A 13,014-nucleotide genomic window follows, 5' to 3' on the forward strand; every position below is an offset into this window, starting at 1 on the left:
GTGCCTACCCAGCGAAGTCGAAGTCGGCGCCGAGCTTGCGCAGCTTCGGGATGAAGTGCTCGTAGCCGCGGCTGATGATGCCGACGTTGGTGATGTGCGACTCGCCGTCGGCGGTCAGCGCCGCGATGAGGTGGCTGAACCCGCCGCGCAGGTCGGGGACGCGCACGTTGGCGGCGTGCAGCTTCGTCGGACCGGTGATGACGGCGGCCTGCTCGAACGGGCGGCGGGCGACACGGCGGTCGTGGCCGGGCAGCCCCTCCTTGTGCACGACGATGTCGGCACCCATCTCGTTCAGCGCGTCGGTGAAGCCGAAGCGGTTCTCGTAGACGGTCTCGTGCACGATGCTCTGGCCGTCGGCCTGGGTCAGCGCGACGATGAGCGGCTGCTGCCAGTCCGTCATGAAGCCGGGGTGCACGTCGGTCTCGATGACGACGGGCTTCAGGGTGTCCAGCTCACGGTAGAACCGGATGCCGTCCTCCTGGATGTCGAACCCGCCGCCGACCTTGCGGAAGACGTTGAGGAACGTCATGAGCTCCTGCTGGTTCGCGCCCTCGACGAAGATGTCGCCGTTGGTGGCGAGCGCGGCGGAAGCCCAGCTCGCGGCCTCGTTGCGGTCGTTGATCGCGCGGTGCGTGTAGCCGCGGAGCGACTCGACGCCCTCGATGAAGATGACGCGGTTCGGCTCGACCGAGACGATGGCGCCCATCTTCTGCAGGATCGCGATGAGGTCCATGATCTCGGGCTCGATCGCGGCGTTCCGCAGCTCCGTGACGCCCTTGGCGAGGGTCGCGGAGAGCAGGACCTGCTCGGTGGCGCCGACGCTCGGGTACGGCAGCTCGATCGAGGCGCCCTTCAGGCCGTCCGGGGCCGTCAGGTGGATGCCGTTGACCTGCTTGTCCACGACCGCACCCATGGCGCGGAGGGCGTCGAGGTGGAAGTCGATCGGGCGGTCGCCGATGCGGCAGCCGCCGAGGTCGGGGATGAACGCCTCGCCGAGCTTGTGCAGCAGCGGACCGCAGAACAGGATCGGGATGCGGCTCGAGCCGGCGTGCGCGTCGATCTCGGCGAAGTGCGCCGACTCGACCCGCGACGGGTCGAGGATGAGTTCGCCTCGTGCAGGATCGGTGATGCGCACGCCGTGCACCTCGAGCAGCCCGCGGACCACCTTGACGTCGGAGATGTCCGGCACGTCACGGAGGATCGACGGGGTGTCACCGAGCAGCGACGCCACCATGGCCTTGGTCGCGAGGTTCTTCGCCCCACGGACCTCGATGCGTCCCACGAGCGGCTTGCCCCCGCGGATGACGATCTCGTCCGACTTGAGGCCCACGCGCGCCCCTGCGGCCGCTGCGTCCTGTACGAGAGAGTTCACTACTTCACCGGCAATGTCTTCGGCCGCCAACTGGAGCGGCGGGATTCGAACTCCGTGATCGAGGTCTCGTCACGGAGGGTGAGCCCGATGTCGTCGAGCCCTTCCATCAACCGCCAACGAGTGTAAGCGTCGATCTCGAAGGGGACGTCCACATCCCCCAGCGACACGCGCTGCGTCACGAGGTCGACCGTCGCCTCGATGCCCGGGTTCGCCTCGATGGCGGCCCACAGGCGCTCGACCTCCGGTTCGGTCACGATCGCGGTGACCAGGCCCTGCTTGCCGGCGTTGCCCCGGAAGATGTCCGCGAACCGGGGCGAGATCACGACCGAGAAGCCGAAGTCACGGAGCGCCCAGACGGCGTGCTCGCGGGACGACCCGGTGCCGAAGTCGGGGCCGGCGATCAGGACGCGGGCACCCTGGTAGCGCTCCTGGTTCAGCACGAAGTCCGGGTCCTGGCGCCACCCGGAGAACAGGGCGTCCTCGAAGCCGGTCTTCGTGACGCGCTTCAGGTAGACCGCGGGGATGATCTGGTCGGTGTCGACGTTCGACCGCTTGAGCGGGGCCGCGATGCCGGTGACGGTGGTGATCTTGTCCATCAGAAGGTCCCCTCGGTGGCGGTGGCGGACGTCGCCGCCGCGATCTCGTCGTCGGTCTCCAGGTCCCACGGGCTCGACAGCGTGCCGCGCACCGCGGTGGCCGCGGCGACGAGCGGCGACACCAGGTGCGTGCGGCCGCCCTTGCCCTGGCGGCCCTCGAAGTTGCGGTTCGAGGTGCTCGCGCAGCGCTCCCCTGGTGCCAGCTGGTCCGGGTTCATCCCGAGGCACATCGAGCAGCCGGCGAACCGCCACTCGGCGCCGAACTCGGTGAAGACCTTGTCGAGCCCCTCGGCCTCGGCCTCGAGCCGGACGCGGGCGGAGCCGGGTACGACCATCACCCGGACGCCGTCGGCCTTGGTGCGGCCCTTGATGATCGACGCGAAGGCCCGCAGGTCCTCGATGCGTGAGTTCGTGCAGGACCCCATGAAGACCGCGTCGACGGCGATGTCCTTCATCGGGGTACCGGCGGTGATGTCCATGTACTCCAGGGCGCGGCGTGCGGCGGCCTGGTCGTTGGGGTCGCTGTAGGCGGCCGGGTCCGGCACGCTCTCGGACAGCGAGACGCCCTGGCCGGGGTTCGTGCCCCAGGTGACGAAGGGCTCGAGCTCGTCCGCGTCGATGAACACCTCGGCGTCGAACACGGCGTCGTCGTCGGTGGCGAGGGTCTCCCAGTACGCGACGGCGTCGTCCCAGTCCTGGCCGGTGGGCGCGTGGTCGCGGCCCTGCACGTAGTCGTAGGTGGTCTGGTCGGGGGCGACCATGCCGGCGCGGGCGCCGGCCTCGATCGACATGTTGCAGATCGTCATGCGGCCCTCCATCGAGAGCGCACGGATGGCGGAGCCGCGGTACTCGAGCACGTAGCCCTGCCCGCCGCCGGTGCCGATCTTCGCGATGACGGCCAGGATGATGTCCTTCGCCGTCACCCCCGGGCGCAGCGTGCCCTCGACCGTGATCGCCATCGTCTTGAAGGGCTTGAGCGGCAGGGTCTGCGTCGCCAGGACGTGCTCGACCTCGGACGTGCCGATGCCGAACGCCATCGCACCGAAGGCCCCGTGGGTGCTGGTGTGCGAGTCGCCGCAGACCACGGTGATGCCGGGCATGGTCAGGCCGAGCTGCGGGCCGACCACGTGGACGATGCCCTGCTCCTTGTCCCCCAGGGAGTGCAGCCGGACGCCGAACTCCTCACAGTTGCGACGGAGGGTCTCGATCTGGATCCGGCTCGTCGGGTCCGCGATGGGGCGGTCGATGGCGAGCGTCGGGGTGTTGTGGTCCTCGGTCGCGATCGTCAGGTCGAGGCGACGCACCGGTCGCCCGGCCTGCCGCAGGCCGTCGAACGCCTGCGGACTCGTCACCTCGTGCACGAGGTGGAGGTCGATGTAGAGGAGGTCGGGGTTGCCGTCCTCGCCCTTGACCACGACGTGGTCGTCCCACACCTTCTCGGCGAGCGTCTTTCCCATGAGCTCAGCCCTCCTCGTCCTCGTCGTTGCGCCGCGACCGCGGCGCGATCAGGCGACTCTACCATTGGTATACCAACGCGCGGCACCCCGCCCGCCGCGGGTCCGTCACCCCGCCGTCGCACGCCCGTCACCCTGTGACGGCACGGCCTGGAGGCCCGTGGCGACTCCCCGACACCTGTCGCGGTGGGAAGATGGTGACGACATGACGACACCTGCGCACTCGACCCGGACCATCAACCTCGAGGGCGCGGCACGCGCCGCGATCGCCGGTGGCGCACCGCTCGCGCTGCTCATCGCCCTCGGCATGCCGGGGTACGCCGCCTTCGCCATGTTCGCCGGGTTCACCGCCATCTTCGGTGCGACCGAGCCCTACCGGCAGCGTGCCGTCACCACCGGTGTCGCGGGCGCACTGCAGGCGCTGTGCATGTTCGCCGGTATCGGTGTCGGGCTCGTCGGGTCGCCGCTCTGGCTGCAGGCCGTGGGTCTCGTCGTCGTCCTGGTGGTCGCGGTCTGCACCCTCTCCACGCTCCGGGCGATCCCCGCGCAGCCGATCTTCCCGGTGTTCGCGTTCGTCGTGTCCGCACTCGTGCCGATGCGCCCGGCGGACGTCCCGCTCGTCACGACGATCATCGTCTGCTCGGTGGTCTGGGCCTGGCTGGTCGCGATGTCCGGTTCGGTGCTCCGCCGGGTGCTCCACCCGCACGCCCCGCACCGGTTCCGCCCGCTGGCCGACCGCAAGCACCGGTCGCTCGCGGTCCTGCGCACGCCGGCGCTGTGGGAGACCGTCGCGCTCAACGTCGTCGGGTCACTGGTCGCGGGCGCGGTCGCGGAGTCGATCCCCGGGCTCGGGCACCCGTACTGGGCGGTCATCGCGGTGGTGTCGACCCTGCCGGCGATCCGGCAGCGGCACACCGTGGTCCGCGCCGGGCAGCGTGTGGTCGGCACGATCGGCGGCACGGTGATCGCGGTCGGCATCCTGCTGCTCGAGCCGTCGGCGTGGTGGATCGTCGTGCTGGCCGTCGTCGGGCAGTTCTTCGCCGAGATCTTCGTCGCCCGGAACTACGCCGTGTGCCTGCTGTTCCTCACCCCGCTCGCCCTGGCGGTGTCGTGGCTGAGCCTGCCCGAGGCGCCCCAGCTGCTGGCGCTCGACCGCATCGCGCAGACCGTGCTCGGCGCCGTGGTCAGCGTGGGGCTGCTGCTCGTCGGGCGTGCGATCGAGCGCCGGCGTGGCCGCGCCCTCGGTGCGACGAGCGCGATCCGGACCGTCTGACGCGCCCGGTCGTTCCGGGCGTGCCTGGTCGAACCGGGCGTACCTCGTCGAATCGGGCGTACCGGGTCGATCCGGGCGTACCTCGTCGGATCGGGCGTACCGGGTCGATCCGGGCGTACCTCGTCGGATCGGGCGCACCAGGTCGTTCCTTTCGACCAGGAATGCCCGATTCCGCCTGCCATCGCGCGTGACAGGGGAAGGAACGTGCGCGGACGGCGGACGGGAGGCCCGTGGCGGCGCCGCCACGGGCCTCCCGTCCGTCCGTGGTCGCGACCACTGCCTCCTGCAAAAGCGACAGATCGCTGCGGAACAACCGCGGAAGTCTGTCGCCCTCGCGGACGGGACGGCACCGCGTGCCGCGGGTCTGTCGCTTTCGCGACCACCACACGCCCCGCCGCGTCAGTCGCGCGGCTGGATGTTCCAGGCGTCGATGACGGGGCGGCCGTGTTCGTAGCCGAGGATGCTGACCGAGGCGGTGCCGAGCTTCAGCACGGCGCCGTCCTGCGGCGCGAGTCGGATCCATGCGGCACCGAGCGCCCGCAGCACGTGGCCGTGGGCGATGAACACCGCGTCGTGGCCCTCGGCGAGCACCGGACGGGCACGGTTCAGGATGCGCTCGACGCGGACCCGGACCTCGGCGGCGTTCTCCCCGGGGGTGTCGCCGGCGGGGACGCCGTCGGTCCAGAGGTCCCACGGCCCGTGGCGCAGCACCTTGATCTGCGGGGTGGTGAGGCCCTCGTACGCGCCGTAGTCCCACTCGTACAGGTCCTCGTCGAGCTCCGGCTCGACGCCGATCAGGTGCGCGGTGTCGCGGGCGCGCTGCAGCGGGCTCGACAGCGCCAGCGCGAACGACCGGTCCCCGAGGTACCGGCCTGCACGCTTCGCCTGCTCGACACCGTTGTCGGTGAGCGGGATGTCGGTGCGGCCGGTGTGCTGCCCGCTCTTCGACCACTCCGTCTCTCCGTGACGGACGAGGACGAGTTCGCCGGGGCGTTCCGAGGTCATGAGTTCCTTCCGATCCAGAGGCCGAGCGCAGCTGCGCCGACCGAGACGACGAGCATCCCGAGGCCGTTCAGGACGGCGAGCCGGGTCTTGCCGGATCGGAGGAGCTGTACGGTCTCGACGCTCGCCGTCGAGAACGTCGTGTACCCACCCATCATGCCCGTCCCGAGCACAGCGACCGTCGAGGCGGGGATGGTGCCGGCCTGCCCGAGGCCCGTCAGGACCCCGAGCACGAGCGATCCGGACACGTTGATGAGCAGGGTCCCGACCGGGAACCCGGCGAACCGCGACCCGGCGACGCGGCCCTTGACGAGCCCGTCGAGCACGAAGCGCAGGGCGGCGCCGGCTCCCCCGCCGACGGCGACCAGGATCAGTTCCACCGGGGTCATCGGGCGTCCTCTCGGGGTTCGGGGCGGGTGCGGGGCCGGGTGGCTGCAGCGACCCACAGACCGAGGACGACCGCGACGAGTCCGAGCACGACCGACAGCAGCGCGTACCCGGTGCCCGCCGTCCAGCGCCCGAGGTCGAGCAGCTGCGCGGTGTCGTCCGCGAGCGTGCTGTAGGTCGTGAAACCGCCGAGGACGCCGGTGCCGACGAACAGCCGGACCGCGCGACGACGACCGACGTCCGGGCCGCGGCGTGCGAGCGCGTCGAGCAGGAACCCGAGGCAGAACGCCCCGACGACGTTGATCCCGAGGATGGTCCAGCTGATCCCGGCCTGCGCGGGGATCGCCGCAGCGAGCAGTGCGCGGACGGTGGTCCCGATCGCGCCGCCGAGGGCGACCAGGGCGATGAAGCCCCATCGCAGGTGTGGTGGGCGCTCATCGGTCATCGGTACTCCTATCGCCGAGCACGCCGGATCGTCTCCGTGCGTGCGGTGTTCGGGATAGGGACCGTTGGCGGCTGGTGCGCGGTTGGGTCCGGCAGGCCCCACTGCCGGGTCTGGCGACGTCGACAGCGTACCGCCCCACCCGCGGCGCCCGCGATCGCCCGCACCTGGACGGTGTGTGGATGCGCACATGTGCCGAGCCGGGTCGACACCGTCTGTCGGACGGGACGACGAAACCCCCGCAGAGCAGGAGCTCGGCGGGGGTTTCGTGTGCTGGTGACCCCAGCGGGATTCGAACCCGCGTTACCGCCGTGAGAGGGCAGCGTACTAGGCCGCTATACGATGGGGCCGCGGCTGTTGTCGGACTCGGAGCATGTCACCTGTGGTGACCCCAGCGGGATTCGAACCCGCGTTACCGCCGTGAGAGGGCAGCGTACTAGGCCGCTATACGATGGGGCCGTTCCGACAACTCGACAAGTATTGCACAAGCCCTGCATCCGTACCAAAACGGGGCGTGTCGCCCGGGTGCGCCGTCGTGCTGCGCCCGGCATACGGCGCTCGCTGCGCGTGCAGATTCCGACGGAACACCGGTCGAACGACGTGCGTTCTGTCGCATCCTGCACACGCATCCGTTGCGTGCGCATCGGTCGCGCGGCCGTGGACGCGACCGCCCCTCGGACGGGAGGCGCGTGGCGGGCCCGCCACGGGCCTCCCGTCCGACCGCGTGCCCGTCCGGAGCCGCACTTCGTGAGCAGGAACGGTCGCGTCGGTCACGCCCACCCGACCCGTTCTGCTCACGAAGCGAGCAGGGAGCCGCCCCACGCCGCCCCGCGCGGTCAGATCGTGAGCGACTCCCCCGGCCGCAGCACGACGAGCGACCCCGCGGGTTCGACGGCCTCGCGAAGCCGCCCCGTGTGCATGTCGTAGCCGACGTCGGAGAGCGTGGCCTCGTGGATCGGGTACGCGCGGGACGGCGCGATCGCCGCGACGGCGTCCATCATCTCGCCGACCTTGAGCCACGGTGCCCCGACGGGCGCTGCGAGGACCTCGACGGGGACCCCCGGGTCCGTGTACGAGTCCCCCGGGTGGAACAGCCGGCCGTTCACGAGCACGCCGGTGTTGTCGACGATCGGCACCGAGGAGTGGATGAGCTGGTGTCGGGTGCCGTGGAAGGAGAGCTCGAACGGGCCGACGGTGCGGTGGTCGCCGTCGGTCACGACCTCGACCGCGATGCCGGAGTCGGCGAGCGCCGCGCGGACGCCTTCGGGGCCGAACACCACGGCGTCGGGGTTGGCGGCGAGGATCCGGTGCAGCTGTTCGGGCGTGACGTGGTCCGGGTGCTCGTGGGTCACGGCGACGGCGACGACACCCGTGACGTCGACCGGGCGGGTGAAGTTGCCGGGGTCGAGCACCAGGCGGGTGTTGCCCTCGGTGATGATCTGGCAGGCGTGTTCGAGTTTCGTGACCTCCATGCGGGCGAGGCTACGCCGAGCCGAGCGAGGGAGGGCCGCGGGGGCTGCGTCGACTCGGAACGACATCTCCGTTGTCGTACGACATCGGGAACGTCGTTCCGAGTCGATCACGCCCACACCCACGCCACCCACGCGCCGCCGGCCTCACCCCGGCGGCGGCCCCGTGGTCGCGCGGACGACCAGGTGCGCGGGTGCCGCCGCGATCGGGCCGGCGACACCGCCGTCGACCTCGGCGAGCACCGCCCGTGCAGCGGTGCGTCCCTGCGCCACCGGGTCCTGCGCGACGGTGGTGAGTCCGACGGTGGCGCCGTACTCGTGGCCGTCGACCCCCATCACGGACACGTCCTCCGGGACCGCGAGTCCGGCTCGGCGTGCGGCGAGCAGGACGCCGAGGGCCATCTCGTCCGAGGCGCAGAGCACCGCCGTCGGTCGCTCCGACGCGGGCTCGGCGAACAGCACGGCCCCGGCGGCGGTCCCGCCGGCGAACGAGAACCGGCCGTCGAGCGACCACCGTTCCGGTACGGCCCGTCCCGACGACCGCACGGCGTCGAGGAACCCGTCCCGCCGCAGGTGCGGCACGGCGACGTTCATGCCGGCCTCGTCCTGCCCGCCGACGTAGGCGATGCGCCGGTGGCCGAGGCCGTGCAGGTGCTCGACCGCGATCCGGGTGACCTCGCGGTCGTCGACGCCCACGTTCCGCAGGCCCGGTGCCGGGCCGCCGATGACGACGATGGGGTGCCGGCTGAGTTCGAGTTCGGCCAGTTCGGTGGCGTCGAGCACCAGGGAGAGCAGCACGAGGCCGTCGACGCGGTGCCGCAGCATCGAGCGTCGGAACGCCCGGTCGCGGTCGCCGCCCGGGCCGCCGAGGTTGTAGAGGACCAGGTCGTACCCGGCCTGGCGGAGCTCCGCGTCGACACCGCCGAGTGCCTTGACGTAGAACCAGCGGTCGATGACGGGCACGACCACCCCGACGGCGCGCTGACGCCCGGTGGCGAGGCCGGCCGCCGCCGAACTCGGGACGTACCCGAGCTCGTCGGCGACCCGCTGCACCTGCTCGATCGTGGTGTCGGCCACGTTCGACATGCCGCGGAGTGCCCGCGACACCGTCGACTTCGACAGCCCCGTGACGGTCGCGATCTCCTGGATCCCCATCGGTGCGACCCGGGAGGCCCGTCAGCCGTCCGTGCCGTGCGTCACGTCCGCCGGTGCGTCGGGTCCACCCCGTCGGGCCGCCACCGCGGGCACGCCGCGGTCCGCCCGGCGTTGCGGGACCCGTGCGGGGCGCGCCGGCCGTCGTGCAGCAGCCGGTGCGACCTCGTCCCAGCCCGCGTGTTGGTGCACCCGTCCGTCCGCGCCGGGTCGGGGTCGGCGACCGGTGGGGTCGGTGACCGACGTGTGCACCGGGGCGACCGCGGGCGCAGCACCGACGCCCCGGGGTGCGGACGCACCCGTGCCGTCCTGCGGTGCGGTCCGGCGGAGGACGGCGACCCGCCACCGGTCCAGGGCGACGACGCCGAGCACGCACACGAGCAGGGTGAGCGCCCAGCCGAGCGCCGGTCGCCCGGTGAGCTCGCAGAACACCGTGACGCCGAGGAACAGGACGCCGAACATCCCGACGAAGCCGATGGCCTCCTCGATGTGGGCGGTGGGACGGGTGGGTCCGCGCTGGGCCATGGTCCTCAGCCCTTCACGCCGCCGGCGGTGAGCCCCGCCACGATGCGCCGCTGGAAGATCAGCACGAGGATGACGAGCGGGATCGTGACGATCGTGCCGGCGGCCATCACCGCCGTGTAGGGCTCCTGGTGCGGCTGCGACCCGGCGAACGAGGCGATCGCCACGGTCACCGGCTGTGTCGCGTCGCTCGAGAGCTGCGACGAGATGAGGTACTCGTTCCAGCTCGAGATGAACGCCAGGATCGCCGTCGTGAACACCGCCGGCGCCGCGAGCGGCAGGATGATCCGCCGGAACGCCTGCACCCGGGTGCACCCGTCGATGCGGGCTGCCTCCTCGAGGTCCCACGGCATCTCGCGGAAGAACGACGCGAGCGTGTACACGGTCAGCGGCAGCACGAACGAGATGCTCGGCAGGATGAGCGCCTGGTACGACCCCATCCACCCGATGTCGGTGAACAGCTGGAACAGCGGCGAGATGAGGGCGACGCCGGGGAACATCGACGCGGCCAGGATCGCGCCGGCGATGAGCGACTTGCCGCGGAACTCGAGCCGGGCGAGCGCGTACGCCGCCGTGGTGCCGACGAGCAGGGCGATGACGGTCACCGCGACCCCGATGAACACGCTGTTCAGGAGCGCTCGGCCGAGGTGGTTGCCCAGCGCGGTCGAGAACGCGGTCGCGTAGTTGTCGAGGGTCACGTGGGTGAACCACGGGGTGGCGTCGAACGTGTACCCGACCTCGCGGAAGCTCGTGACGACCATCCAGTAGAACGGCAGGAGGCACCACACGGCGATGACGACGGCCTGCACGGCGGTCCGGAGCTTCGGGCCCGTCTCACGCCGGACCCGCACGTCGGGACGGTCCGTCGCCCGGTCGCGGGTCGCGGCGGTGCGGCGGGGACGATCTGCTGCGAGGGTCACTTGAGTTCACCCTTCTGCTGGGCTGCCTGCGTCTGCACGACGTTCGCGCCGAGGAACCGGACGAAGACGAACGCGACGATGAAGACGATGAGGAACGTGATGGTGGACAGGGCCGATGCGGCGTTGAACCCCTGCCGGATCTGGTCGACGACCAGCACCGACAGCGACACGGTCGCGTTCCCGGAACCACCACCACCGCCGGTCATGATCGCGATGAGGTCGTAGATGCGCAGGGCATCGAGGACACGGAACAGGATGGCGACCATCAGGGCCGGCCGGACGAGCGGGAGCGTGATGAGGAAGAAGCGCTGGAGGGTCGAGGCGCCGTCCATCTTCCCCGCCTCGTAGACGTCCTCGGGGATGAGCTGCAGGCCAGCCAGGATGAGCAGCGCCATGAACGGCGTGGTCTTCCAGGTGTCGGCGATGACGATCGCGAACCGTGACGCCCATTCGTCGGAGAACCAGAGGACCTGGTGCCCGATCACGTGGTTGAGCACACCGTTCGCGTCGAAGATGAAGTACCAGAGCTTCGCGGTGACGGCGGTCGGGATCGCCCACGGCACCAGGATCGCGGCACGGACGAGGGCGCGGCCCTTGAAGTTGCGGTTCATGATGATGGCCATCCACAGACCGATGACGGTCTCGAGGATCACGGTCACGAACGTGAAGAAGAACGTGTTCCCGAAGGCGACCCAGAACTGGGAACCGAGGTTGCCGGGCGGGCACGCGACGTTGCCGCACCGCTGGCCGAGCCAGTGCGCGTAGTTCGTGACGCCGGCGAACCCGCCCTGCACGAACAGGCCGGTGGCCTTGTCGAGGCCCTGGTCGAGCTGGAACGACTGGATGACCGCGCTGACCACGGGGTACCCGATGACGACCGCGAGGAGCACGATCGTCGGGCCGATGAGGTACACGGCCCACCGGCCGTGCTCGGCGTTGAGTCCGCCCTTGCGCCGCCGGCGCTTCGGTTCCGTGCCCGTCGGGTTGGGGATGGCTGCGGGGATCTCGGTTGCTGCTGACACGTGTCGGCCTCCTTGCCGGGGGTGTCGGAACGCAAGTAGGGGGCGGACGGGAGGCCCGTGGCGGACCCGCCACGGGCCTCCCGTCCATCAAGCGGCGTGCGCCGCTAGCTGCTGGTCGCCGACTTCAGGGCGTCCTGCATGTCCTTCATGGCTTCGTCGACCGACTTCGATCCCTTGAGCGCCGCGTAGGTGTTGTCCTGGATCGCCTTCGTGACCGCCGGGTAGAACGGCGTGACCGGGCGCGGCTCCGCCGACTCGATCGACTTCAGGAGCGTCGGCAGGTAGGGCAGCTGCTTCGTCAGCTCGGGGTCGGTGTACAGGTCACCGACGACCGGTGCGAGCGAGCCCTGGGTCGCGAAGAACTTCTGCGTCTCGTCCGAGGTCAGGAACTCGAGGAAGTCGTGCGCCGTGGCCTTGTGCTTCGAGTACACGCTGATCGCCGCGTTGTGGCCGCCGAGCGTGGAGGCACCGACGCCGTCGGCACCGGGGATCGGCGCGATGCCGAAGGTGTCCTTGACCTTCGACGAGCCGTCGGTCTTGGCGAGGCTGTAGACGTACGGCCAGTTGCGCAGGAACAGCAGCTTGCCGGCTTCGAACGCGGTGCGGCCCTGCTCCTCCTGGTAGGTGATCGCCTCGGCCGGGATGTTCCCGTCCTCGAACGCGTCCACCAGGTTCTGCAGGCCGGCCTTCGCCTTGTCGGTGTCGACGTCGGGCGCACCGTCGCTGCCGAGCACCGAACCGCCGGAGCCGTTGATCGCCTCGGAGGCGTTCACCGTCAGGCCCTCGTACTTCGCGAACTGCCCCGCGTAGCAGCCGATGCCGGCGTCCTTCGCGATCTTGCAGTCGTCCATCATCTCGTCCCACGTCGTCGGGGGCGTCTTGACGAGGTCCTTGCGGTAGTAGAGCAGCGCGCCGTCCGACGTCTGCGGAGCGGCGTAGAGGGTGTCGTTGTAGGTGGCGGTCTTCACCGTCGACGGCAGGAGCTTCGAGGTGTCGATCTCCATGTCGCCGGTCAGCGGCGTCAGCCAGCTCTTCGCGGCGAACTCGGCGGTCCAGACGACGTCCACGTCGACGACGTCGTAGTTCTCGTCCTTCGCCTGGAAGTGCTGCACGAGGTCGTCGTGCTGCTGGTCGGCCTGGTCGGACTGTTCCTTGAAGGTGACCTTCTCGTCCGGGTGGGCCTTGTTCCACTTCGCGATGAGCGGGCGGACGACGTTCGAGTTGTCCTTGCCCTGCACGTAGGTGATGGGGCCGCGGCTGTCCTGGCCGCTCTTGGCGTCGTCCGATCCGGCGCCGGAGCTCCCGCTCGAGCAGCCGGTGAGCACGAGGCCGATGACGGCGACCCCGGCAACGGATGCGAACCGCACCCTGGAGCGTGTTGTCTTCACAGCGTTGTCTCCTCG

The 13,014-nt window shown here is 70.6% G+C and carries 13 protein-coding genes and 2 tRNA genes; 1 reads left to right on the top strand and 14 read right to left on the bottom strand.

Annotation, left to right across the window (positions count from 1 at the left end):
- Positions 1–4: 4 nt before the first annotated feature.
- Genes murA through leuC form a run of 3 tightly spaced genes read right to left on the bottom strand, consistent with a single transcriptional unit; the run spans position 5 to position 3,425 of the window.
- Complete coding sequence (gene murA / locus DEI96_RS11215) at positions 5–1,372, bottom strand: UDP-N-acetylglucosamine 1-carboxyvinyltransferase (protein WP_111023958.1); 1,368 nt, start codon at positions 1,370–1,372, stop codon at positions 5–7.
- Positions 1,372–1,968: a 3-isopropylmalate dehydratase small subunit gene (leuD, locus tag DEI96_RS11220; protein ID WP_111023957.1), complete on the bottom strand. Its 597-nt coding sequence runs from the start codon at positions 1,966–1,968 to the stop codon at positions 1,372–1,374. Before leuD ends, murA begins: the two co-directional genes overlap by 1 nt.
- The gene (leuC, locus tag DEI96_RS11225) at positions 1,968–3,425 is read right to left on the bottom strand and encodes a 3-isopropylmalate dehydratase large subunit (protein WP_071405674.1); all 1,458 of its coding nucleotides are present in this window, start codon (positions 3,423–3,425) and stop codon (positions 1,968–1,970) included. Before leuC ends, leuD begins: the two co-directional genes overlap by 1 nt.
- A gap of 202 nt (positions 3,426–3,627) precedes the next feature.
- Here leuC and DEI96_RS11230 point away from each other — a divergent pair, with 202 nt between their 5' ends.
- A complete protein-coding gene (locus tag DEI96_RS11230) occupies positions 3,628–4,695 on the top strand; it encodes an FUSC family protein (protein ID WP_111023956.1) in 1,068 nt (355 codons plus the stop codon).
- A gap of 399 nt (positions 4,696–5,094) precedes the next feature.
- Here DEI96_RS11230 and DEI96_RS11235 read toward each other — a convergent pair whose 3' ends face one another.
- The 11 genes from DEI96_RS11235 to DEI96_RS11285 all read right to left on the bottom strand — a co-directional run bounded on the left by DEI96_RS11235 (position 5,095) and on the right by DEI96_RS11285 (position 12,999).
- Complete coding sequence (locus tag DEI96_RS11235) at positions 5,095–5,700, bottom strand: histidine phosphatase family protein (RefSeq protein ID WP_027465908.1); 606 nt, start codon at positions 5,698–5,700, stop codon at positions 5,095–5,097.
- Positions 5,697–6,086 (bottom strand): fluoride efflux transporter CrcB, encoded by a 390-nt coding sequence (crcB, locus tag DEI96_RS11240; protein ID WP_111023955.1) that lies wholly within the window; start codon positions 6,084–6,086, stop codon positions 5,697–5,699. The genes DEI96_RS11235 and crcB overlap by 4 nt, the downstream gene beginning before the upstream one ends.
- A complete protein-coding gene (locus DEI96_RS11245; RefSeq protein ID WP_111023954.1) occupies positions 6,083–6,529 on the bottom strand; it encodes a fluoride efflux transporter FluC in 447 nt (148 codons plus the stop codon). The genes crcB and DEI96_RS11245 overlap by 4 nt, the downstream gene beginning before the upstream one ends.
- Before the next feature lie 271 nt (positions 6,530–6,800).
- A tRNA-Glu gene (locus DEI96_RS11250) sits at positions 6,801–6,876 on the bottom strand.
- A gap of 33 nt (positions 6,877–6,909) precedes the next feature.
- A tRNA-Glu gene (locus tag DEI96_RS11255) sits at positions 6,910–6,985 on the bottom strand.
- Positions 6,986–7,362: 377 nt separating this feature from the next.
- Positions 7,363–7,998: an MBL fold metallo-hydrolase gene (locus DEI96_RS11260; RefSeq protein ID WP_111023953.1), complete on the bottom strand. Its 636-nt coding sequence runs from the start codon at positions 7,996–7,998 to the stop codon at positions 7,363–7,365.
- Between the two features lie 144 nt (positions 7,999–8,142).
- On the bottom strand, positions 8,143–9,150 hold the full coding sequence (locus tag DEI96_RS11265) for a LacI family DNA-binding transcriptional regulator (RefSeq protein WP_111023952.1): 1,008 nt from the start codon (positions 9,148–9,150) through the stop codon (positions 8,143–8,145).
- Between the two features lie 21 nt (positions 9,151–9,171).
- Positions 9,172–9,672 carry a hypothetical protein gene (locus tag DEI96_RS11270; RefSeq protein ID WP_111023951.1) on the bottom strand — a complete coding sequence of 167 codons (501 nt, stop codon included), beginning with the start codon at positions 9,670–9,672 and terminating at the stop codon, positions 9,172–9,174.
- A 5-nt stretch (positions 9,673–9,677) separates the two neighbouring features.
- Positions 9,678–10,520, bottom strand: coding sequence for a carbohydrate ABC transporter permease (locus tag DEI96_RS11275; protein ID WP_071405697.1), 843 nt, complete (start codon positions 10,518–10,520; stop codon positions 9,678–9,680).
- Between the two features lie 65 nt (positions 10,521–10,585).
- Positions 10,586–11,611, bottom strand: coding sequence for a carbohydrate ABC transporter permease (locus tag DEI96_RS11280; RefSeq protein WP_111023950.1), 1,026 nt, complete (start codon positions 11,609–11,611; stop codon positions 10,586–10,588).
- 104 nt (positions 11,612–11,715) lie between these two features.
- Positions 11,716–12,999 (bottom strand): ABC transporter substrate-binding protein, encoded by a 1,284-nt coding sequence (locus DEI96_RS11285; RefSeq protein WP_111023949.1) that lies wholly within the window; start codon positions 12,997–12,999, stop codon positions 11,716–11,718.
- Between the last annotated feature and the right edge of the window lie 15 nt (positions 13,000–13,014).

Origin of the sequence: Curtobacterium sp. MCLR17_031 (assembly GCF_003234775.2) — a bacterium.
GTDB classification, from domain to species: Bacteria; Actinomycetota; Actinomycetes; order Actinomycetales; family Microbacteriaceae; genus Curtobacterium; species Curtobacterium flaccumfaciens.